This is a genomic window from Plantactinospora veratri, assembly GCF_036421995.1.
Lineage (GTDB): Bacteria > Actinomycetota > Actinomycetes > Mycobacteriales > Micromonosporaceae > Plantactinospora > Plantactinospora veratri.
Genome location: NZ_JAZGQL010000009.1, coordinates 254516 through 276542, shown reverse-complemented (window position 1 = coordinate 276542; position 22027 = coordinate 254516). Strand labels below are relative to the sequence as shown.

Below are 22027 nucleotides of genomic sequence, written 5' to 3'. Positions count from 1 at the left end.
GGGGGGGGGGGGGATTGTTGGGCCCCCGCGGGGGGGGGGGGCCGCCGGGCGGGCGGGCGGGGCGACCCGAGGGTTCGAGCGACCAGGTTCAGTAGCCGTAGCGGCTCTTCAGGTGCCGCCACCAGTCCCGGAACATCCAGCGGTCGAACTCGGTGATCGACCGGGCGCTGCCGGCCTTCATGATGAAGCTGCTGACTCCGGTGGGGGTCCAGTCGTAGAAGTCGTCCAGCCCGTAGGTATGGCCGATCTCGTGCAGCAGGATGGTCATGTCCGCGGTGTTGAGGTTGTTCATGTAGTACTCGCGGCCCATCCGCTGGCCCCAGTCGCCGCCGGCACCGCCGCCGAAGCCGTCGGTCAGCCAGAGCGAGTGGTCGTAGTGCCGGGCCGCGCCGCCGGGACAGTTCGGGTACTGGCCGTTCTGGTTGAAGAACCGGCCACACGGGGCCGCGCACTGCGGGGCGTTCTCCCGGATGTCGTTGACGTAGATGTCCACCGAGTTGTCCGACCACTGCAACTGGGACCGGTTGCGGACCGCCCAGCCCACCACCCGGACCGGGACGTCCTGGTACGGGAAGGCGTTGTGCCCGACCATCACGTCCATCCACTTCTTGTACTGCCGGGCCAGGGTGGCGTGGATCTGGTCCCGCTGGGCGGCGGTGACGGTGGCCGAGGAGTCCCAGCGGACGCAGTAGTTGATGTAGCCCCGGTTGGCGAAGAGCTGGTCCCAGCCGTAGTTGCGGAACCCGTACAGGTTGCCGTTGTTGTAGGTCTGCTCCTGGTGCCGCCAGACCTGGTCCAGCGGGGTGACCAGGTTGGCCGGCGGATTCCAGGTGTCCAGGACGGTCGGGCCGGTCCCCTCGCGGTTCGCCGCCCCGTCGGCCAAGGGTGCGGTGTCGAACGCGCCGGCGCTCGCGTCCCGGGCCGGATCTCCGGCCGGCGCGGCCTGTGCGACCCCGACGCCGCTCACCAGCATGACCGCCGTGAGCAGTGGCACCAGGGCCTGCCACCATCGCCTCATCTTCGGTTCCTCCTTCGCTCAAGGGATTGATGATGATCAATTTCTTGGCGCCGGGTCCGCCGGAAGGGATCGGCGGGGTGGTGGGTTTCGGCGTTCAGCACACGATGGCGTACGAAAAGGTTTTCGGCAAGGTGTTGCGCATATTACGAGGACGTAACGCCAAGCCGGAAGGATCGCTGGGAGCAGCGTTTGATCTTCGCGGTTGTTCCGAAAAGGTTCTCGAAACAGTTTCGGAAAGGGCGTACCGGCAGGTGCCTCGGGCGTGGACACCGGCGGGTTGGGTAACCGGTGGACACCGGCGACCGGACGGGGCGGAGGAGGCACGGATGCCGACCGGAAAAAGCGGGCCGCCACCGCACCCGCCGGTCGTACTGACCGCCAACGCGGGCTCCGCCAGCCTCCGGCTCGACTACGTCCGGGCCGGCGAGGTCGCCGACGGCCTGGCCCGACCCGAGCCGCCGGGATCGACCGAGGCGGACCGGGCGGTACGCGACTTCCTCGCCGCCCACCCGCCGCCCGACGCCGTCGGCCACCGGCTGGTGCACGGCGGCGACCTGGTCCGCACCCCGACCCGGGTGGACGACACGCTCCGGACCCAACTCGACGGGCTGGCCACGCTGGCCCCGCTGCACCTGCCGCCCGCACTGCACCTGCTGGACCGGATCGCCGAACAGCTCCCCGAGGTGCCGCACGTGCTCTGCCCGGACACCGCCTTCCACGCCCACCTACCGGCGGCCGCCGCGACCTATCCACTGCCCGACCAGTGGCGCCGCCGGTGGGGGCTGCGCCGGTACGGCTTCCACGGCCTGTCGTACGCCTACGCCCTGCGCCGCTGCGCCGAACTGCTCGGCCGGCCCGTCGACGGCCTCCAGCTCCTGCTGGCCCACCTCGGCGGCGGCGCCTCGGTCTGCGCGGTCCGGGACGGCCGCAGCGTCGACACCTCGATGGGTTTCACCCCGCTGGACGGCATCCCGATGTCGAAACGCTCCGGGGCGGTCGACCCGGGCATGCTGCTCTGGCTGCTCGGCGACGACCGGCTCAGCCTGACCGAGCTGTCCGAGGGGCTCAACTCGCAATCCGGGCTGCTCGGTCTCTCCGGCGGCCTCTCCTCCGACACCCGCGATCTGGTCGCCGCCGCCCCGGACAACCCGGTCGCGGCCCTGGCGCTCGAGGTCTACGCCCACCGGGTACGCCGGGAACTGGCCGCCGCCGCCACCAGCCTGGACCGGCTGGACGCCCTGGTCTTCACCGGCGAGATCGGCTGGGACCAGCCCGAGGTGCGGCACGACATCTGCGCCGGGCTCGGCCTGCTCGGCGTCACGCCGCCGCAGGGCGGCAACCGGGAGGCCGACGCCGTGGTCTCGCCCCCGGGCGCCGAGGTGCCGGTGCTGGTCGTCGAGCCCCGGGAGGACCTCCAGGTCGCCGCCGAAACCCTAGCCGCACTGCGCTGACCCCGGCCCGGCCCCGGAGCAGCCGCGCCGAGACGCGGACGCGGGGGCGAACCATCCAGCGGAGTTCCCGCCGGTTGGCGGCCACGTCCCGGTGGATCGAGGGCTCCGCCCACCGGAGGGCCGGTCAGGCCATCAGTCGGGTCAGGAAGTCGCCGATCCCCTGGGCGATCGCCATCAGCACCGCCCCGATCGTCTCGACCAGCTCGGCGGCGCCGTCCGGCCGGAACGCGATGAAGAAGATCAGGAAACCCACGAACAGCCAGGTGAGGACCTTCTTGGCAAGTACCGGCATGTCTCCTCCGCTGGGGCATCCCCCGTCTCGTACGACCTCGGAAGTCTCGGTGTCACGAGAGCTGGCGCACTCCGGCGATCGAGTGCTTCGCATCCCCGTCCGGACCGGCCCGCAAACGACCCCGCCGGGCCGACCCGGCGCCCCCGGTCGGGTCCGGCGACCGCGCGCCACCCATCCGGATCACGCCGCTAGCCGGATACAGCAGTATTACAGCATCAAGCGGCATAAGGTGGTGATTATCCCTCATCATCCGCTTGCTGCCCGTAACGGCGGGCCGGCCGACCCCGGGTGGAGGCAGCGTGACCAGCCCTGGCGGGCGACCGGACGTGCTGCGCGGGCCGGAGGACTCCCGGGTCACCACCATCGAACTCTTCTTCGACGTGGTCTACGTGCTGGCCGTGACCCAGTTGACCGAGCTGTTGCTGCACCGGTTGCACCCGACCGGCGCGGCCGGGGCCGCGGTGCTGCTGCTCGCCGTCTGGTGGGCCTGGGTGGACACCGCCTGGATCACCAACTGGTTCGACCCGGACCAGCCCCGGGTACGGGTGCTGCTGATCGCGCTGATGGGGATCAGCCTGGTGATGTCCTCCGCGCTGCCCGAGGCGTACGGGGACCGTGGGCTCTGGTTCGCCGTGGCGTACGTGGCCCTGTCGGTGGGCCGCTCGCTCTTCGTCGCCACTGCCCTGGCCGCCCGCTCGGACCTGCACCGCAACTTCCAGCGCCTGGCCGTCTGGCGGGCCGCCTCCGCACCGCTCTGGCTGGCCGGCGGGTTCGCCTCCGGCCCGCTCCGGCTGGGCCTGTGGGTGGCAGCGGTGGCCCTGGACAGCTCCGCGGCCGCCTGCGGCTTCTACGTGCCCGGGTGGGGTCGGTCGAATCCGGCGGAGTGGGCCATCAACGGAGCGCACCTGGCCGAGCGGGCCCGACTCTTCGTGATCATCGCGCTCGGCGAGTCCATCCTGGTCACCGGCACCGTCTTCGGCGCCCTGGGACACGGTTGGACGACCCTCGCCGCGCTGGCCAGCGCCTTCCTGGGCAGCGTGGCGCTGTGGTGGATCTACTTCGACCGCAGCGCCGAGGCCGCCCGGCAGGTGCTCGTCGAGGCCGAGGAACCGGGCCGGCTCGGCCGGTCGGCGTACACCTATCTGCACATCCCGATGGTGGCCGGCGTCATCGTCACCGCGGTCGGGGACGACCTCGTGCTGCACCACCCGAACGGTGCGGCCGGTCCGGCGGTGACCAGTGCCGTACTCGGCGGCCCGGTGCTCTTCCTCGCCGGGTTCCTGCTGTTCAAGAACGCGGTCCTCGGCGTACGCTCCCGGACCCATCTCGGCGCCGTCGTCGTGCTCGTCGCGCTCGGCCCACTCGGGTTGGTGCTGAGCCCGCTGGCGCTCTCCGCCCTCTCGACCGGGGTGGTGGCGACCGCGGCGGCCCGCAGCACTCTGCTGGTGGCCCGGCGCGGTCGATTCCCGCCGGTTCCGCCGGCCGAGGAGCCGACCCGGTGAAAGTTCCGGAACTCCGCGCCCCGACGTGAGCCGCGGTCGCCCGGACCCACCGTCGCTCCACCCGGGGCGAGAGCGCCGGCGTAACTGGTCAGCGACGGAGTTTTGGTGACAGCAGAGCTGACGACGCGCACCGAAAGTGTTCCGGAAGCGTTGACCCCCGACGGCGGTGATGCAACACTATCCATCCATTAGGGTCGATTGGCGCCACGCCGCCCGTCCGCGATCGACGCTGGCGGATCAGGGTGACCCTCGACCGTTCCCGCACCGTGACGCCCGGACGGACCACCACCATGCGCCCGTCCGGCAATCCCGCCAGAAGGGGCAGAGATGATCAGGAGTTCCACCGACGGCGCCAGGGGTCCGAAACCGCGGTACCGGACCCGACTCGCGCTCGTCCTCGGCGCCGTGGGCATGCTCGCCACCGCCGGTGCCATCGCGCTGCCCAACACCGCCAGTGCGGCGAGCACCCTGGGTGCCTCCGCCGCCGAGCGAGGCGGCCGCTACTTCGGCACCGCCGTGGCGGCGAGCAGGCTGGGCGACAGCGCGTACACCACCATTCTGAACCGCGAGTTCAACCAGGTCACACCCGAGAACGAAATGAAGATCGACGCGACCGAGCCGCAGCAGGGCCAGTTCTCGTACGGCAACGCGGACCGGATCGTGCAGCACGCCCGCAGCCGGGGCATGCAGGTGCGCGGCCACACCCTGGCCTGGCACTCCCAGCAGCCCGGCTGGATGCAGAACATGTCCGGCAGCACGCTGCGGCAGGCCATGCTCAACCACGTCACCCAGGTCGCCACCCACTTCCGGGGCCAGATCGCCTGGTGGGACGTGGTGAACGAGGCGTTCGCGGACGGCAGCAGCGGAGCCCGGCGCGACTCCAACCTCCAGCGCACCGGCAACGACTGGATCGAGGCCGCCTTCCGGGCCGCCGACGCCGCCGACCCGAACGCGCAGCTCTGCTACAACGACTACAACATCGACAACTGGAACGACGCCAAGACCCAGGCCGTCTACCGGATGGTCCAGGACTTCAAGTCCCGGGGCGTACCGATCGACTGCGTCGGCCTCCAGTCGCACTTCACCGGCGGCTCGAACTACCCGAGCAACTACCGCACCACACTGTCCAGCTTCGCCGCCCTCGGCGTCGACGTGCACATCACCGAGCTGGACATCCGCAACGCACCCGCCGACGCGTACCGCAACGTGACCAACGACTGTCTCGCGGTGGCCCGCTGCAAGGGAATCACGGTCTGGGGCATCCGCGACTCGGACTCGTGGCGGTCCGGGGAGAGCCCGCTGCTGTTCAACGGCAGCGGACAGAAGAAGCCGGCGTACGACGCCGTACTCACCGCGCTGAACAACGGCAGCCCCGGCGGCAACCCGACGACCCCGCCGCCCGGCGGCAACCCCACCACCCCACCCCCGGGCAGCGGCGGCTGCACCACGTCGACCACGGCCGGTACGGTCTGGGGCGACCGCTACAACACCACGGTGACGGTCAGCGGCGCCAGCAACTGGACCGTGGTCGTCGCCGTCACCTCACCACAGTCGATCAGCAGCACCTGGAGCGGCAGCGCCAGCCTGAGCAGCAACAACACCGTACTGACGATGCGCTCCAACGGCAGCGGCAACAGCTTCGGCTTCACCACCATGATGAACGGCAACTCCAGCGCCCGACCACAGGTCAGGTCCTGCACCGCCGGCTGACCGGGTAACCCGGTTCCCCCGCCGGCCGCGTGGTGTCCCGCACCGCGTGGCCGGCGGCGTCGTTCGGCCGCGGCGCCCGCCGGGCCCGGTGGCAGCGGTCAGTCGGTGGTCAGTCGGGCCCGCCACGGGTGGGCCGGGTGCACCAGCGCCAGCGCGTCGTCGAGCCAGCGTCGCGCAGCGCCGTCCAGCAGCGGCAGCGCGGTGCCGAAGTCCGCCTCGTCCTTCGCCCGGGTGGCCTTCGCCTTGAACAGCAGCACCACCTCCGGCAGCAGGTACGGAACGCCGTCCGGGTCGTGCCGGACGATGTCGGCGTACGGGCGGCGGATCCGTGCGTCGCGCCGGCAGATCCAGACGTCCCTGTCGTGCGGCTCCCGGAACACGTCCAGCCGCCACCGTCCGACGGCCCGCTCGTACGCCCACGTCTGATGGCTGGTCCGCATCGACTCCGGCGTCGGTGGCAGGAGCCGCCCGTCGTGCGGTACGGCGAAGTCACAATCGCCGAGGCGCTCCCGTACCTCGTCGAACCGCTGGGCCGGGACGGCGATCTCCAGGTCGTCGTGCCGCCGGGAGGGTGCGCCCCGGAACAGGTCGATCGCCCAGCCGGCCGCCACGCACCAGGGCAGGTCGAGCCCGGCCAGCCGTTCGGCGACCACCGACGGCGGCCACGGGTCCCAGGCATCGAGGTCCGGAATCACCGACCGACGGTAGCCGACCCGGTACGCCGGCCGGAACCGGTGACTCAGGTCCCGATGCCCGGCCCGGACCGTCGGCGCCGGACTCAGGCCGACTGCCGGCGGACCAGGTGGGTGTCCAGGAAGACTGCCGGTGAGGGGATCTCGTCACCCCGGATCTGCGCGACCAGCAGCCGGGCCATCTCCGTCCCCATCGTGATCACCGGTTGGTGCACCGAGGTCAGCGGTGGATTGGCGTGCAGCGCGAGCGACGAGTCCTCGTACCCGACCACCGCCACGTCCGCCGGGATGCGCCGGCCGGCCTCGTGCAGCGCCTGCATGGCCCCCAACGCCATCAGGTCCGAGGCGGCGAAGACCGCGTCGATGTCGCCGCGCCGGGCCAGCAGCCGGCGCATCGCCTCGATGCCGCTGTTCGCGCTGAAGTCGCCGTAGTCGATCAGGTCCTCGGACGCCGGCCGGCCGTGTGCGGCGAGCGCCTCGCGGTAGCCGACCAGCCGAGTCACCCCGGCGCCCATGTCCTGCGGCCCGGCGACCGTGGCGACCGTCCGCCGGCCGATCCCGATCAGGTACTCGACCGCCTGCCGGGCGCCGCCCGCGTTGTCCACGTCGACGAAGTACGCCGGCTGCGCGCCCAGCCCCAGCATCCGGGCCGGCCGTCCACCGAGGACGGTCGGCAGGCCCCGCTCCATCAGCAGTCCCGGCAGCGGATCCGCGTCGTGCAGCGAGATCAGCATCACCCCGTCGACGTGCTGGTCGGTGAGCTGGTGCTCCATCTTCTCCCGCCCGCCCGGCGACTGGATCCAGGACAGCCACAGCTGCAGCGGGGTGTCGGCGAGTCCGGCGCTGACCCCCCGGGCGATGCCGGCGAAGAACGGTTCACCGAACGCCCGCTCGCCGGACTCCGAGATGACCAGCGCGACCGAGTCGGTCCGCTGGGTGACCAGGGCCCGGGCGGCACGGTTCGGCACGTACCCCAGCTCCCGGACCGCCGCCCACACCGCGGCCCGGACCGTCGGGCTGACCTGCGAGGAGTTGTTCACCACCCGCGAGGCGGTGCCGCGCCCGACGCCCGCTCGGGCCGCGACCTCGCTCAACGTGGGCCTGCCGAGGTCGCGGCGCTGAGATCTCATGATCTGCTCCCGGGACTTGCGTTGATCGACGGTGGATCCAGGGTAGGCGGGTGCCGAACGGACCCGTGCCTGGCCGGTGCGCCACGCCGAGGCGCCACTCGACGAGGTTGTTACATCGATGATGATATGGTTTCTGGCCGGCTTTCGGCCCCGGCCGTCTGGTCCGTCCCGCCACCGGTTCGACCGTCTGCCCGTCGGTGCCGCCGCCGGCACGGTCGGCTCGCCGAGCGGCAGCGGCCCCGGAGCGGTCCGCTCGTCGGACGGCCGGAGCGGCGTCGTCGGAGCCCGAGACGGCACCACCCAGAGCGGAGGAGCCCGGTGACGCGGTTCGGTTGGTTCCTCGGTCACGAGGAGTGGCAGCCCGAGCTGCTGGTGGCCCAGGCCCGCCGGGCCGAACAGGCCGGCTTCGACGCGATACTCGTCTCCGACCATCTCCAGCCCTGGGTGGACGACGCCGGTGCGGCCGGCCACGGCTGGGCCACGCTGGGCGCCGTCGCCACGGCGACCCGGAGCGCCACGCTGGTCTCGGCGGTGGCCTGCCCGCTGTTCCGCCAGCATCCGGTGCTGGTGGCGCAGGCCGCGGCCACCCTCGACCGGCTCTCCGGCGGCCGGTTCGAACTCGGGGTCGGCACCGGGGAGGGCATCAACGAGGCACCGCTGGGCCGGTTTCCGCCGTACCCCGAGCGGCTGGCCCGGATGACGGAGGCGCTCGGGCTGCTCCGGCCGCTGCTGGCCGGCGAGACCGTCGAACAGCCGGACGCGGCGTACTATCCGGTCTCCTCGATCCGGCTGCACAGTCCGCCGTCGACCGGCGTACCGGTGCACCTGGCGGCGGCCGGTCCCCGCTCGGCGGCCACCGCCGGTCGGCTCGCCGACGGGGTGGTCAGCTCGGTCAAGGACCCCGAACGGACCGGCCGGGAGGTGGTGGACGTGGCCCGGGCGGCAGCCTCGGCCGCCGGGCGTACGCCACCGAGGGTGGTGCTGAGCAGCTTTGTGGTAGTCGCCGACAGCGACGACGAGGCACTGCGGGCGCTGCGGCCGTGGCGCGGGCTGCGTACGCCCGGCCGGCTGGTGGCGGCGAGCCCGACCCGGTTGCGCCAGCGGGCCGACCGGCTCGGCCCGGCGGCGATCCTCGCCCGGTATCGGCGGGTCGGCGAGCCCCGGCAACTCCTGGATTTCTGCCAACTGGTGATCGACCGGCTCCGCCCGGACGTGCTCGCCCTACAGGTGGCCGCCACCGACGGCACCGCCGCACTCGAACGCTTCGCCGGACTCGCCGAACGGCTGCGCCAACGCGGCTGAGCTGCGAATCAACCCGGACGGCTACCACTGTGGACGACGGCCGACACCGCCACCCCGGGCACACGATTCGAACACTTGTACGATAGAATATCGAGGTGTACGACAGCCGAGACCAGGCCGGCGGCCGCGCCCGCCTCGCCGCCCAGCAGCCCACCGACCGCCGACTCGTCCTCGCCCGGGTGCACCGGATCGCCGCGGACTATGCCGGCGGCTATCGCGAGGGGTTGGTCCGGGCCACCGCCCTTGCCGAGCTCGCCGATCTCGCCGCCGATCCCGACCTGCTCGCCCAGGCCGCCGCCATGCACGCCGTCGCCGACAACTGGTATGCGATCAACGCCGTCGACCTGCTGCTCGAAGCCGGCGCCCCGCCGGAACTCCTGCACTCCTACCTGGACGCGCCCGCCTGCCCCGCCGAGCCGGCCCCGGCCGACCCGGAGACCGGTGCCCGGTAAATCGATCTTGAATTCGGTCGCCGGGCAGGGCTACATTCACTGCACCGTAACCCCGTGTTCCCGCACCGCGACCACGTTCTTTCGACGGTGACAATCCCCGCGGTCCGCACGCCGGTGATGTCGGCCCGGACCGGCGCAACCAGGAGGACCACATTGGAGAGCCGCCCTGAATCCCCCGCCGCCGAGGCCGAGGCTCCGGAGAAGTTCGCGGTCAGCCGACGCCGGGCGCTCGCGCTCGGTCTGGGCGGTGCGGCCGCCCTCGCCACCGCCAGCCCGGCCTGGGCGGTGACCGACCAGCGTCCGGGTGCGGTCCGTCCACCGAGCCTGGGCGTGCACGACCGGCTGGTCGCCGGCCGCGTCTCGGCCAGGCGGGCGCTGCACCACCTACGGCATCTCTCCGAGCGGATCGGCCCACGCATCGGCGGCACCTCCTCCGAGCGGACCGCCGCGAAATACCTCGCCGACGAACTCGACGACCTCGGCTACCGGACGACCCTTCAGCCGTTCACCGTCGCCGACAAGTTCCTCGGCCAGCTCAGCTCCCGTCCCGGCCTGCCCGACGACCTCAACTGGCAGGTCGGGGCGTCGCCACACGCCGCCCTCGACACCCGGGTCACCGGCCGGGTGGTGGACGTCGGCGCCGGCGCACCGGAAAACTACCCGGCGGACGTCGCCGGCAAGGTCGTCCTCGTCGACTACGTCGCCGCGCAGCGCGAGGCCCTGGTCGCCACCGCCGTGGCCAAGCGGGTGGCGGCGGTGGTCTTCCTGCCGGCCGACCTCGCGGAGCCGCGCCGCGCGCAGGCCTTCTCGCCCACCCTGCCCGGCTCGGCCAGCTCGCCGGTGCCGATCCCGGTGGTCGGCGTCGCCCAGGCGCAGAAGCACCGGCTGCGGGAGCGGCTCGCCGCCCGTTCGCTGACCCTGACCGTCGCCACCTCGGCGCACCGGGGTCTCACCTCGCACAACGTGCTCGCCGAGCGGGCGCCCAGGTGGGGTGGCCAGAACAGCCCGGTGGTGATGGTGACCGCGCACTACGACACCGTGATCGGCGCACCGGGCGCCAACGACGACGGCTCGGGTACGGTGCTCTGCCTCGAACTGGCCCGGGTGCTGCGCAGCCTGCCCGTCGACGCGACCGTCCGATTCGGACTGTGGGGCTCGGAGGAGCAGGGGCTGCTCGGCTCCCGCTACTACGTCGCCCAACTGCCGCAGGCCGAGCGGGACCGGATCGTCGCCGTCTACCAGAACGACATGGTGGCGACGAGCTGGGACCCGGCGACCCGGTACTGGCTGCTCTCCTTCGACGGCCTGGCGAACCGGGCCACCGACGAGGTGGCCGCCGCAGCGACCCGGCTCGGCTACCAGCCCCGGATCTCCCCGGTCACCCAGCGCGGTTCCAGCGACCACCAGTCGTTCCAGGAGGTCGGCATCGCCAGCGCCAACTTCTCCTGGCGGGGCGAGGAGTCTCCGGCGCTGCTGGAGCCGCCGTACCACAGCCCGGAGGACACCATCGAGAAAAACATCAGCCTGTCCCGGCTCCAGGTGTCGCTGGAGCTGATCGGCACCGCCGCGTACGCCACCGCCCGGCGCCCCTGACCGAGCCGCCGGCCCGGGTCGAGGACCGGGCCGGCGTTCCCGGCTGCCGGCCGCGCCGCACGGTCCAGCCATGCGATCCGCATGGTCGAACCGTGTGGCGCGCGCCTGCCGGTCGACCGGCAACGCCGACAGCCTTGAGCCATGACAGCCACGACCCCGGACACCACGGTCCGGAACACCGAATCCGCCGGCGTACCGCAGACCCGCCCCCGCGCCTCCGGTACGCCCCGGCACCGCCCCGTCCGGCACTTCCTGCGGCACTTCGCCGAGATGACCGTCGCGATGGTCGTCGGGATGTTCCTCTTCGGCCCGGTGTGGGAGGTGCTGGCCACCGCCGTCGACGCCGCCACCGGGCTCGACCTGACCCGCGTGCTCGACCGCCCCGACGTCGGCGCGCTGGTGATGGCCACCAACATGACGCTGGCGATGACCATCTGGATGCGTTACCGCGGACACGGCTGGGCTCCGGTCGCCGAGATGGGCGCGGCGATGTACCTGCCGTTCCTGCTCTTCCTTCCGCCGTACTGGCTCGGGGCGGTGAACGGGGAGTTCCTGATGACGGCCGGTCACGTGCTGATGCTTCCGGCGATGCTGCTCGTGATGCTCCGCCGGGTGGCCGAGTACAGCGGTGCGCATCCGGTCGGCGGTCACCCGACCTCGGCCGGCACCGCCCCGGACAGTGGGGCCGGCCGGGTGGTCGGGTTGCTGAAGCGGCGCTGGCCGACCTGGCTGGCCCTGGTGATGACCATCGACAACTGGACGAACCCACTGGTCCTGGATGCCTGGGTGATGCTGATCCTCCCCCTCGCCTACCTGGGGATCGGCGCGGTACGCCGGGAGTTCGGCGACCGGCGCATCCTCGCGGTGCAACTCGCCGGACTGGCCGGCTATCTGCTCCTGATCGGTGCCGCCCTGATGGTGCCGGACGATCTGGGCCACTACCTGGTCGGATTCGGCTGGCTGGCCCACTCGGTCTGGGACTACGCCCACCACCGGGCCAACCGGGTGGTTCCGCGCGCCTTCTCCGAATGGTGCGGGATCATCGACGTGGTCGCCGGGATCACGATCATCTTCCTGGCGTAGGGCGGTCGGTCCCGGCAGGGCTGCCGGGACCGACCTGCCGCGATGGTAGGTTAGCCTAACCTTCAGTTCGACCAGCGAGGGAGCCCGCGCGTGCCGACCGGCAGTCCCACGGCACGTACCGTGCTGACCGGCGCGATCACCGGCCAGCTCCGGCACGTACTGGCCAGCGCCGGGCTCAGCGCCAGTCACCAGGCCGGCGAGGCACTCGTACCGGTGCTGATCGGAGTCGTCATCGACCGGGCCGTCGGCCGGGGCGGGGCGGTCGACCTGATCGGCTGGATCGGCGTACTGGCCGTGTGCTTCGCGGTGCTGTCGACGAGCTTCCGGTTCAGCGCCCGTACCGGTGAACGCGCCGTCGAGCAGGCCGCACACCAGCTCCGGCTCTCGCTCACCCGGCGGATCCTGGACCATCGGGGCGGGGCGGAGACGGGTCGGCTGCCCGGTGCCCTGGTCGCCACCGCCACCGGAGACGCCGACCGGGTCGGTGCGGTGAACCGGGCCCTGGCCACCGCGATCGGGGCCTCCACCGGCCTGCTGGTCGGCGGCGTCGCCCTGCTGGTGGTCTCGGTGCCGCTCGGACTGTTGGTGCTGGTCGGCGCACCGCTGCTGCTCTGGCTGGCCCATCGACTCGGCCGCCCGCTGGAGCGGCGCAGCCACGCCGAGCAGGAGCGGGCGGCGTACGCCTCCGGGGTGGCCGCCGACCTCGTCGCCGGCCTGCGCGTGCTCAAGGGTCTCGGCGCGTCCCCGGCCGCCGCCCAGCGCTACCGGCGGACCAGCCGGGAGTCGCTGGCTGCCACGGTCCGGGCGGCCCAGGCCCAGGCCTGGTACGACGGCACCCTGCTCATCATCACCGGGCTCTTCGTCGCCGCCGTCGGCCTGCTCGGCGGCCGGCTGGCGGCGCAGGGCGACCTGACCGTCGGGCAACTCGTCGCCGCCGTCGGCCTGGCGCTCTTCCTGCTCGGACCGCTCTCCATCTTCGGCTGGGTGAACGCCGAGTTCGCCCAGGGTCGTGCCTCTGCCGACCGGATCGCCTCGGTGCTCGGCGCGGCACCGGCGACGCCCACCGGAGGCGGCTCCCCCGCCACCCCGGTACGCGGTCGCCTCGACGTGCGGGACGTCCGGCACGGCGCGCTGGACGGGGTCAGCCTGCACGTCGGCGCGGGTGAACTGGTCGGTGTCGTGGCGACCGATCCGGCCGTCGCCGACGATTTGCTGCGCTGCCTCGGCCGCGACGTGGACCCGGAGGGCGGCAGCGTCGAGCTGGACGGCGTCGGGCTGCACACCCTGGACCCCGAGCGGCTGCGCGCCGCGATCCTGGTCGCCCCGCACGACGCCGACCTGTTCGAGGGGACCCTGCGGGAGAACGTCGACGCGGCGACGAGCGCCGGCACCGACGTACGCCGGGCGCTGGCCGCCGCCGACGTGGACGAGGTGGCCCGGACGCTGCCGCAGGGGATCGACACGCTGTTGACCGAACGCGGACGGTCGCTCTCCGGCGGGCAGCGCCAGCGGGTGGCCCTGGCCCGGGCGCTCGCCGCCGGGCCTCCGGTGCTGGTCCTGCACGATCCGACCACCGCGGTCGACGCGGCCACCGAGGCCCGGATCGCGGTCGGTCTGCGGGAACTCCGGCAGGGCCGGACCACGGTGCTGGTGACGACCAGTCCGGCGCTGCTCGCCGTCACCGACCGGGTGGTGCTGCTCGACGACGGCGCGGTGCGGGCCGAGGGCAGCCATTCCGACCTGGTCCGGCGGGACGCCACCTATCGGTCGTCGGTGCTGCGGTGACCACCGGCCGCGGAATCCGGCAGCCTCCCCCGAGGATCGACGCCGGACTGGACGCCGACCGGGAGATCCGGGAGCCTTCCCCGCACGTCGACGGCGGCCGGGGAACCAGGACGCGAGGAGTTCCCCGATGAGCGAGTTCGGCGGCGCCGACCAGCCGGTCCGTGAGCTGCTGCCGACCGCGACCGGGCGGCAGGTCCGGGAGACCCTGGCCGCGTTGCTGCGGCCGCGCCGCTGGCTCGCCGGCCGCGCCCTCGGCCTGCTCGTCGGCTCGACCGCGGTCGGGCTGCTCACCGCGCCGCTGCTCGGGTACATCGTGGACCTGGTCGTCGAGGGGCGGCCGCCCGCCGCGATCACCACCCCGACGGTGCTGCTCGGGCTGGTCGCGGTCGTCCAGGGCGTCTCGCTGGCGCTGGGCCTGTCCCAGGTCGCCCGGCTGGGCGAGGGAATGCTCGCGGACCTGCGGGAAAGGTTCATCGACCGGGTACTGGACCTGCCGCTGGAGCAGGTCGAGCGGGCCGGGTCGGGTGACCTGACCGCGCGGGTCACCGGGGACGTGACCGTGATCGCCGAGGCGGTCCGGACCGCGCTGCCGCAGCTCGCCCGCTCCGGCCTGACCATCGTCCTGACCCTGGTCGGGCTCGCCGTCCTCGATTGGCGGTTCCTGCTCGCCGCGCTGCTCGCGGTGCCGATCCAGCTGCACACCGCCCGGTGGTACGCCCGCCGGGCCCAGCCGCTCTACGCCAGCCAGCGGGTGGCGCACGGCGCCCAGCAGCAGCAGTTGCTCGACACGGTCGGAGGTGCCCGGACGGTGCGCGCGTTCCGGCTCACCGAGCCGCACCTGCACCGGGTCTCCGGCAGTTCCGTCGCGGCGGTGGAGCTGACGCTGCGCGGAATCCGGCTGATGACCCGGTTCTTCGGGCGGCTCAACCTGGCCGAGTTCGTCGGACTCACCGCCGTGCTGGTGACCGGCTTCCTGCTGGTGCGCGCGGACGCGGTGTCGGTCGGTACGGCCTCCGCCGCCGCCCTCTACTTCCACAACCTCTTCGGCCCGCTCAACGCCGCGCTGAGCCTGGTCGACGACGCGCAGTCGGCCGTCGCCAGCCTGGTCCGGCTGGTCGGCGTCACCGGGTTGCCGGTGCGGCGGCAGCCGGAACACCGGCCCGTGCCGGTGGACGGCGGCGTCGAGGCGAAGGAGTTGCGGCACGCGTACGTGCCGGGGCACGACGTACTGCACGACGTGACGTTGACCGTGGCGCCGAACGAACGGGTCGCCCTGGTCGGGACGAGCGGTGCCGGCAAGACCACGCTGGCCAAGTTGATCGCCGGGATCCACCGGCCCAGCGGTGGCGGCATCCGGCTCGGTGGGGTACCGATCGAGGATCTCGGCGTCGTGGCCGGGCGGACCGTGGCGCTGGTCAGCCAGGAGGTGCACGTCTTCGCCGGGCCGCTCGCCGAGGACCTGCGGCTGGCCGGGCCGGACGCCACCGACGAGGAACTGCTCGCCGCGCTGGACCGGGTCGACGCGCTGGGCTGGGTACGTGCGCTGCCGGACGGGCTGGCGACGGTGGTCGGCGACGGCGGGCACCGGTTGACGGCGGCACAGGCGCAGCAGTTGGCCCTGGCCCGGCTGGTACTCGCCGCGCCGCCGGTGGCGATCCTGGACGAGGCGACCGCCGAGGCCGGCAGCGCGGGCGCCCGGCAGTTGGAGACGGCGGCGGCGCGGGCGCTGGATGGGCGTACCGGACTGGTGGTGGCACACCGGCTGACCCAGGCCGCCGCCGCGGACCGGATCATCGTGCTGGACGCCGGTCGGGTGGCGGAGACCGGTACCCACGACGAACTCGTCGCGGCCGGCGGACGGTACGCGGCGCTCTGGGCGGCCTGGACCGGCACCCGGGAGACGCCCCGGCCGGAGCCGGTGCCGGGGCAGCGGCAACCGGAGTCGGCGCCCAGCACCGACGGCTGAGACCCGGCACCCGAGGGCTGGCTCGGCGCCGGGTACCGGTTGAAACGATAGGAAGCCACCGGGTCAGGTGACCCCGCCCCGGGCCTGTCCGCCGGCTGGGCGCCGAGGGCCGACCGCGCCGGTTCTGCGCAGGAAAACGGCGAGCAACGATTGACGACACCCATACGACCGGCAACAATCTGCACCAGTGTGATCGCTAACATCGGCCGCTCCGGTAGGCGACCACCGGTACGGCGTCGTGTCGCCGTACTCACCGGAGCCCCGGATTGGTGCCTGAAACGGTTCATCGACTACTCCGGTCAGGAGGGGAACCATGCAAGGTCCGCCACCCGTCCCCCGGTCCCCGGGGCCGGCACTGAGCCGGCGCGGCGTACTGCTCGGCGCGCTCGCCGGTGCCGGCGCCGCGACCCTCGCCGGCTGCGCCACCCCGGTCGGCGCGGGACTGCTGAAGACCGACGCGGCGCCGGGCGCCGTCGAGTACTGGAATCTCTTCGGTGGCGGGGACGGCGTCCGGATGCAGCAGATCCAGGACGCCTACCGCCGGGCGAACCCCGACATCCCGCTCAAGGCCATCACGCTGGCCTGGGGCGACCCGTACTACACCAAGCTCTCCCTGGCCACCGTCGGGGAGGAGCCGCCGGACGTGGCCATCTCGCACCTCACCCGGATGAAAACCCTGGTCGACGCGGGACTGCTCCAGGAATTGCACCCCGAGGACCTGGCCCGGCACGGCATGGCGCCGGAGAAGTTCAACCAGCGGGCCTGGCAGGCCGGGCTGGTCGACGGCCGGGCGTACGCGGTCCCGCTGGACACCCACCCGTTCGTCCTCTTCTACAACACCGACATCTGCCAGCAGGCCGGACTGCTCGACTCCGACGGCCAGCTCAAACCGATCGTCGGCGAGGCGGCATTCGTCGACGCGCTCACCCGGGTCAAGCAGGTGACCGGCGGGTACGCCGCCACGCACGGCATCAACTCCGACCCGGCGTCGCCGTTCCGGTTCTTCCAGACCCTCTACTCCCAGCTCGAAGGCGAGATCCTGGCCGACGACGGCGCCCGGGTGGTGCTCGACGACGCCAAGGCGGGCCGGGTGCTCGACTACCTGCGCGCCCTCACCGTCGAACAGGGGCTGATTCCGGGCGGCGCCGACTACCCGGGCGCGATCGCGATGTTCGCCACCGGGCAGGTCGGCTTCCACCTGAACGGCGAATGGGAGATCAGCACCTTCCAGACCGCCAAGATGCCGTTCGGGATGACGCTGGTGCCCAACATCTTCGGTGGGCCGCACGCCGTACAGGCCGATTCGCACACCCTCGTCCTGCCGGCCCGCCCCGACTCCGACCGGGCCCGGCTGGACCGGGCGCTGCACTTCGTCCGGTTCGTTCTCGACCAGAGCCTCACCTGGGCGGAGGGCGGACACGTCCCGACCTGGCTGCCGTTCGCCGAGAGCGACGCCTACCGCCAGCTCAGTCCACAGTCGAGCTACGCGGCGGCGGCGGACACCGCCGTCTACGACCCGCCCGCCTGGTACTCCGGCTCCGGCTCCAACTTCGAGAACGTGATCGGCTCGGCGGTCGGTGCGGTGGAGGGCGGGCAGCTCAGCCCCCAGGCCGCGATCGCGCAGATCCGCACGCAGCTCTCCGTCCTCGCCCAGACCCCGTCACCGGTGTGACCTGACCTCATCGAGGAGGTATGCCGTGGCCACCACCACCCACGCCCCCGACCGGACGGATACCGGATCCGGCTCGCCACCGCCGATCGCCGAGCAGCGGCCCGGGCACGGCCGGCCGGCGCTGCTCTTCCTGGCCCCGTTCCTCGTGCTCTACCTGCTCTTCATCATCGGCCCCGCGCTCTACGGGCTGGTGATGAGCTTCTTCCACACGAGCCTGGTCCGACCCGGGCTCGGCGACTTCGCCGGCCTGCACAACTACGCCGAGGCGCTGAGCAGTCCCGACTTCTGGTGGGCGCTCTGGCACACCGCCTGGTTCACCCTGCTGACCACCCCGCCGCTGGTCCTGCTGGCCCTGGTCTTCGCGCTGCTGGCCGAGCGCGCCCGCCGGGGACGCTGGTTCTTCCGGCTGGCCTTCTTCCTGCCGTACGTGCTGCCCTCCGCCGTGGTGGCGTTGATCTGGCTGTGGATGTACACGCCGGAACTCGGCCTGTTCAGCCGGACCGTCGACGCGCTCGGCTTCACCGCGCCGAACTGGCTCGGCGACCCCTCCTGGGCGATGGTCTCGCTGGCGATCACCACCGTCTGGTGGACGCTCGGCTTCAACTTCGTGCTCTACCTCGCCGGCCTCCAGGACGTACCCCGGGACCTCTACGAGGCGTCCGCGATCGACGGCGCCGGGCCGTGGCAGCAGATCCGCCGGATCACCCTGCCGCTGCTGGCCCGCACCACCACGCTGGTGGTGGTGCTCCAGGTGATCGCCTCGCTGAAGGTCTTCGACCAGATGTACCTGATGACCAGCGGCGGCCCGAACTTCAGCACCCGCTCGGCGCTCCAGTACGTCTACGAGGTCGGCTTCACCGACTACCGGACCGGCTACGCCGCCGCCGCGTCCACCCTGTTCTTCCTGCTGGTACTGGCGGTCTCCACGGTCTGGCTGGTCATGACCCGCCGCCAGGAATCGGGGGTGTGAGGATGACGCTGCTCGAATCGACCCGCGACACCGACCGGGACCGCCGCACCGACGCGGGTAGCGCGGCCCTGGCCAACTCGGTCGACCGGCGACTCAGGCTCTTCAACCGCTGCTGCGTCGGAATCCTGGTCGCGTTCGCACTGCTCTGGCTGGTACCGCTGGCCTGGGCGGTGGACACCTCGCTGAAACCGAACGGGGAGACCACCGACCCGACCTGGTGGATCGAGAACCCGACGCTGGCCGCCTACCACACGGTGCTGACGCAGAGCGACATCCTCAGCTGGTACCTCTCCAGCTTCGTCACCTCGACCCTGGCCGCCGCCGGTACGGTACTCACCGCGAGCATGGCGGCGTACGCGCTGTCCCGGCTGCGGTTCCGGTACCGCCGGCTCGTCTACTGGTTCGTGCTCTGCGGCCTCCTGATCCCGAGCCAGGTGCTGATCGTGCCGCAGTTCCGGGAACTCGGCAGCGTGCACCTGCTGAACACCTGGTGGGCGGTGTTCCTGCCGCAGATTCCCACCGCCATCGCGATCTTCATCTTCAAGCAGTTCTTCGACGGGATCCCCCGGGACCTCGACGAGGCCGCCCGGATGGACGGCGCCGGCTTCTTCCGGACGTACCGTCGGGTCGTCATGCCGCTGTCCCGGCCCGCGGTCTCCGCCGTGACGATCTTCACCTTCGTCTGGAGCTGGAACAACCTGCTCTGGCCGCTGCTCGCCGTCACCGACCCGGAGCTGATGACCATCCCGGTCGGCCTCGCTGCCATCCAGGGCACCTACGGCATCCGCTACGCGGACACGATGGCGTCGGCGGTCCTCGGCGCGCTGCCGCTGGTCCTGGTCTTCCTGCTCTTCCAGCGCCGGATCGTCGAGGGCATCGCCGGCACCGGTCTGAAAGGCTGAACACCGTACCGAAGATCGACCGTTGGAGGTTTTGTGCACCAGGCCGCGTTGACCATCGATCCCGCGTTCCGGATCGCCGAGGTCGACCCGAGGGTCTACGGCTCGTTCGTGGAGCACCTCGGGCGCTGCGTCTACACCGGGATCTACGAGCCGGGACATCCGACCGCCGACGAGCACGGGTTCCGCCGGGACGTGGCCGAGCTGGTCCGCCAGCTCGGCGTCCCCGTACTGCGCTATCCGGGCGGCAACTTCGTCTCGGGCTACAACTGGGAGGACGGCATCGGCCCGCGCGAGTCCCGGCCCCGCCGGCTCGACCTGGCCTGGCGCTCCATCGAGACGAACGAGGTCGGGGTCGACGAGTTCGTCGGCTGGACCCGCCGGGTCGGGAGTGAGCCGATGATGGCGGTCAACCTCGGTACCCGGGGGGTGGACGCCGCCCGGAACCTGCTGGAATACACCAACCATCCGGGCGGGACGTACTGGTCCGACCTGCGGCGGCAGCACGGCAGCCCCGACCCGTACGACATCAAGTTGTGGTGTCTCGGCAACGAGATGGACGGCCCGTGGCAGACCGGGTTCGCCACGGCCCGGGAGTACGGCCGGCTGGCGGCGCAGACCGCACAGGCGATGCGCCGGGTCGACCCCTCGATCGAACTCGTCGCCTGCGGCAGCTCCGGCAGCGGGATGCCGACCTTCGGCAGTTGGGAGGCGACCGTACTGGAGGAGACCTACGACCTGGTCGACTACGTCTCGGTACACAGCTACTACCAGGAGCACGACGGCGACCGGGACAGCTTCCTGGCCAGCGCGGTCGACCTGGACCGGTTCATGGAGTCGGTGGTGGCCACCTGCGACCACGTCCGGGCGGTCGGCAAGCACCGCAAGCGGATCAACCTCTCGGTCGACGAGTGGAACGTCTGGTACCAGAGCCGGTTCGTCGGTGAGGAAAAGCTCGACTGGGCGGAGGCGCCCCGGCTGATCGAGGACGTCTACTCGGTGGTCGACGCGGTGGTCGTCGGCGATCTGCTGATCTCGCTGCTCCGGCAGGCCGACCGAGTCAAGATCGCTTGTCTGGCGCAGCTCGTCAACGTCATCGCGCCGATCCGCAGCGAGCCGGGCGGCCCGGCCTGGGTGCAGCCGACGTACCACCCGTTCGCGCTCACCTCCCGGCACGGTCGCGGTACCGTGCTCCGGGTCGAGCCGACCGGGCCGCAGCACGACACCGCCCGGCACGGCGAGGTGTCGACGGTCACCGCGACCGCCGTCCGGGACGACGAGTCCGGCGCGGTCACGCTGTTCGCGGTGAACCGCGACCAGCGGGAACCGCTCGCCCTCGACGTCGACCTGCGGGCCTGTTCCGGCCTCGTCGCCGGGGAGCATGTGGTGCTGACCGACACGGACCCGGAGGCGACGAACAGCGCGGAGGCGCCCGAGCGGGTGACGCCGAGCCGGCTCGCCGACCTCAAGGTCGAGGGCGGACGGGTCAGCGTGGTCCTGCCGGCACTTTCCTGGAACATGATCCGGTTGACCGCCGCCGGCTGAAGCGGGGTGGCGTCGGTGGCCCGGGGACGGGCCGCCGACGCCACAGGTTGCATAGTTTGGGTAGTTCCCATTGCCGATCCGACACAGTAAGGGCACCTATGCCCGTCAGCCCGGCTGATCCATCACCTGAAGTCTCGAATGTTGTACCGGATTGACGAGCCGACACTTGAGCAGTAGGCGTATGACCACGCCCAGTTGTTCCTCCAGGGACCATAAACCGTCTGATCGTTCACACACTCCGCGCCCGCGCGGTAACCGTTGTGAGCGGGGTTGTTTGCACAAGCCAGGCCGAAGGTGTTCACATCCCACCAGCTTTGACAGGGGATCGCGGCCGCCGTGGCCCCGGTCATCGTGGTAGTCCTCACCAGGGTGGACGATGCGGATGCGGACGCAAGTGGACTCCTGCCTCTTGTCTCCACCCTGAAGCTCTGCAAAAAGGAGCCGTAGGTGGAGCAGTAGGCGTACGACCAGCCCGACCGCTTCCACGGCCCCAGCGCGGTCGCTCCGTTCGCGCAGAGTGCCCGCGCGCGGTAGTCCAGGGCAAAGTCGTGACAGGCCACGCCGTACGTGAATGCGTCGAACCAGTCCTGGCACCACTGATCGGCGGCGACTGAATTGCCGCCCGCAGGGCCGGGACTGTCTGCGATGGCGGCCGATGGGGTCGCGAGGCCGAGCATAAGCACCAGGCTGAATCCTAGCGCCAGCAGGGCCGATCGGAGATTCTTCATAGCACCTCCCTTGAATTCGGTCGAAGAGCGCAGGCTGCCCTCTCGACTTCCGTCGATCCGCAGTGCGCTGCCTCTGCCTTGTCAGTATCGACAAACGTCGTGCAAGGAGCGTGCAAGGAGCGTGGAAGGAACATCCGTCAGCCCCAGCCCTTCGGCAACGGCCACGGTAGCCACAGAGTGGCCCGCAAACGCTGAAGTGTCATCACGTTGCGGGCGATGATCACAGGATGCAGGCTA

General features: G+C 71.8%; 18 protein-coding genes. 13 read left to right on the top strand and 5 right to left on the bottom strand.

Annotated elements, in window-relative coordinates:
• Nucleotides 1-88: 88 nt before the first annotated feature.
• Nucleotides 89-1018 (bottom strand): hypothetical protein, encoded by a 930-nt coding sequence (locus V1634_RS16015; protein WP_331208608.1) that lies wholly within the window; start codon nt 1016-1018, stop codon nt 89-91.
• 326 nt (nt 1019-1344) lie between these two features.
• On the opposite strand from V1634_RS16015, the gene V1634_RS16010 reads away from it, so the two are divergent.
• A complete protein-coding gene (locus tag V1634_RS16010; protein WP_331208607.1) occupies nt 1345-2469 on the top strand; it encodes an acetate/propionate family kinase in 1125 nt (374 codons plus the stop codon).
• Between the two features lie 124 nt (nt 2470-2593).
• Here the strand turns inward: V1634_RS16010 and V1634_RS16005 are convergent, their stop codons facing one another.
• Nucleotides 2594-2761 carry a hypothetical protein gene (locus V1634_RS16005; protein WP_165436734.1) on the bottom strand — a complete coding sequence of 56 codons (168 nt, stop codon included), beginning with the start codon at nt 2759-2761 and terminating at the stop codon, nt 2594-2596.
• Nucleotides 2762-3060: 299 nt separating this feature from the next.
• On the opposite strand from V1634_RS16005, the gene V1634_RS16000 reads away from it, so the two are divergent.
• Together V1634_RS16000 and V1634_RS15995 are read left to right on the top strand one after the other, a co-directional pair.
• A complete protein-coding gene (locus V1634_RS16000) occupies nt 3061-4263 on the top strand; it encodes a low temperature requirement protein A (RefSeq protein WP_331208606.1) in 1203 nt (400 codons plus the stop codon).
• 327 nt (nt 4264-4590) lie between these two features.
• Complete coding sequence (locus V1634_RS15995) at nt 4591-5973, top strand: endo-1,4-beta-xylanase (protein ID WP_407951795.1); 1383 nt, start codon at nt 4591-4593, stop codon at nt 5971-5973.
• A gap of 98 nt (nt 5974-6071) precedes the next feature.
• On the opposite strand, the gene V1634_RS15990 is transcribed toward V1634_RS15995, so the two are convergent.
• The gene (locus V1634_RS15990) at nt 6072-6668 is read right to left on the bottom strand and encodes a nucleotidyltransferase domain-containing protein (RefSeq protein ID WP_331208605.1); all 597 of its coding nucleotides are present in this window, start codon (nt 6666-6668) and stop codon (nt 6072-6074) included.
• An 83-nt stretch (nt 6669-6751) separates the two neighbouring features.
• Nucleotides 6752-7795 carry a LacI family DNA-binding transcriptional regulator gene (locus tag V1634_RS15985; RefSeq protein WP_331208604.1) on the bottom strand — a complete coding sequence of 348 codons (1044 nt, stop codon included), beginning with the start codon at nt 7793-7795 and terminating at the stop codon, nt 6752-6754.
• 318 nt (nt 7796-8113) lie between these two features.
• Between V1634_RS15985 and V1634_RS15980 the strand changes: the two genes are divergently transcribed.
• The 10 genes from V1634_RS15980 to arfA all read left to right on the top strand — a co-directional run bounded on the left by V1634_RS15980 (nt 8114) and on the right by arfA (nt 21062).
• Nucleotides 8114-9097 carry an LLM class flavin-dependent oxidoreductase gene (locus V1634_RS15980; protein ID WP_331208603.1) on the top strand — a complete coding sequence of 328 codons (984 nt, stop codon included), beginning with the start codon at nt 8114-8116 and terminating at the stop codon, nt 9095-9097.
• Nucleotides 9098-9192: 95 nt separating this feature from the next.
• Nucleotides 9193-9549, top strand: a complete 357-nt coding sequence (locus tag V1634_RS15975; protein ID WP_331208602.1) for a hypothetical protein — start codon at nt 9193-9195, stop codon at nt 9547-9549.
• A gap of 153 nt (nt 9550-9702) precedes the next feature.
• Complete coding sequence (locus tag V1634_RS15970; RefSeq protein ID WP_331208601.1) at nt 9703-11142, top strand: M28 family peptidase; 1440 nt, start codon at nt 9703-9705, stop codon at nt 11140-11142.
• Nucleotides 11143-11283: 141 nt separating this feature from the next.
• Nucleotides 11284-12225, top strand: coding sequence for a hypothetical protein (locus V1634_RS15965; RefSeq protein ID WP_331208600.1), 942 nt, complete (start codon nt 11284-11286; stop codon nt 12223-12225).
• A gap of 90 nt (nt 12226-12315) precedes the next feature.
• The gene (locus V1634_RS15960) at nt 12316-14010 is read left to right on the top strand and encodes an ABC transporter ATP-binding protein (RefSeq protein WP_331208599.1); all 1695 of its coding nucleotides are present in this window, start codon (nt 12316-12318) and stop codon (nt 14008-14010) included.
• Between the two features lie 127 nt (nt 14011-14137).
• Nucleotides 14138-15976: an ABC transporter ATP-binding protein gene (locus tag V1634_RS15955; RefSeq protein ID WP_331208598.1), complete on the top strand. Its 1839-nt coding sequence runs from the start codon at nt 14138-14140 to the stop codon at nt 15974-15976.
• A 313-nt stretch (nt 15977-16289) separates the two neighbouring features.
• A complete protein-coding gene (locus V1634_RS15950) occupies nt 16290-17648 on the top strand; it encodes an extracellular solute-binding protein (RefSeq protein WP_331208597.1) in 1359 nt (452 codons plus the stop codon).
• A gap of 25 nt (nt 17649-17673) precedes the next feature.
• A complete protein-coding gene (locus V1634_RS15945) occupies nt 17674-18618 on the top strand; it encodes a carbohydrate ABC transporter permease (RefSeq protein WP_331208596.1) in 945 nt (314 codons plus the stop codon).
• Between the two features lie 2 nt (nt 18619-18620).
• A complete protein-coding gene (locus tag V1634_RS15940) occupies nt 18621-19520 on the top strand; it encodes a carbohydrate ABC transporter permease (protein WP_331208595.1) in 900 nt (299 codons plus the stop codon).
• Nucleotides 19521-19553: 33 nt separating this feature from the next.
• The gene (arfA, locus tag V1634_RS15935) at nt 19554-21062 is read left to right on the top strand and encodes an arabinosylfuranosidase ArfA (RefSeq protein WP_331208594.1); all 1509 of its coding nucleotides are present in this window, start codon (nt 19554-19556) and stop codon (nt 21060-21062) included.
• A 122-nt stretch (nt 21063-21184) separates the two neighbouring features.
• Here the strand turns inward: arfA and V1634_RS15930 are convergent, their stop codons facing one another.
• The gene (locus V1634_RS15930; protein WP_331208593.1) at nt 21185-21790 is read right to left on the bottom strand and encodes a hypothetical protein; all 606 of its coding nucleotides are present in this window, start codon (nt 21788-21790) and stop codon (nt 21185-21187) included.
• Between the last annotated feature and the right edge of the window lie 237 nt (nt 21791-22027).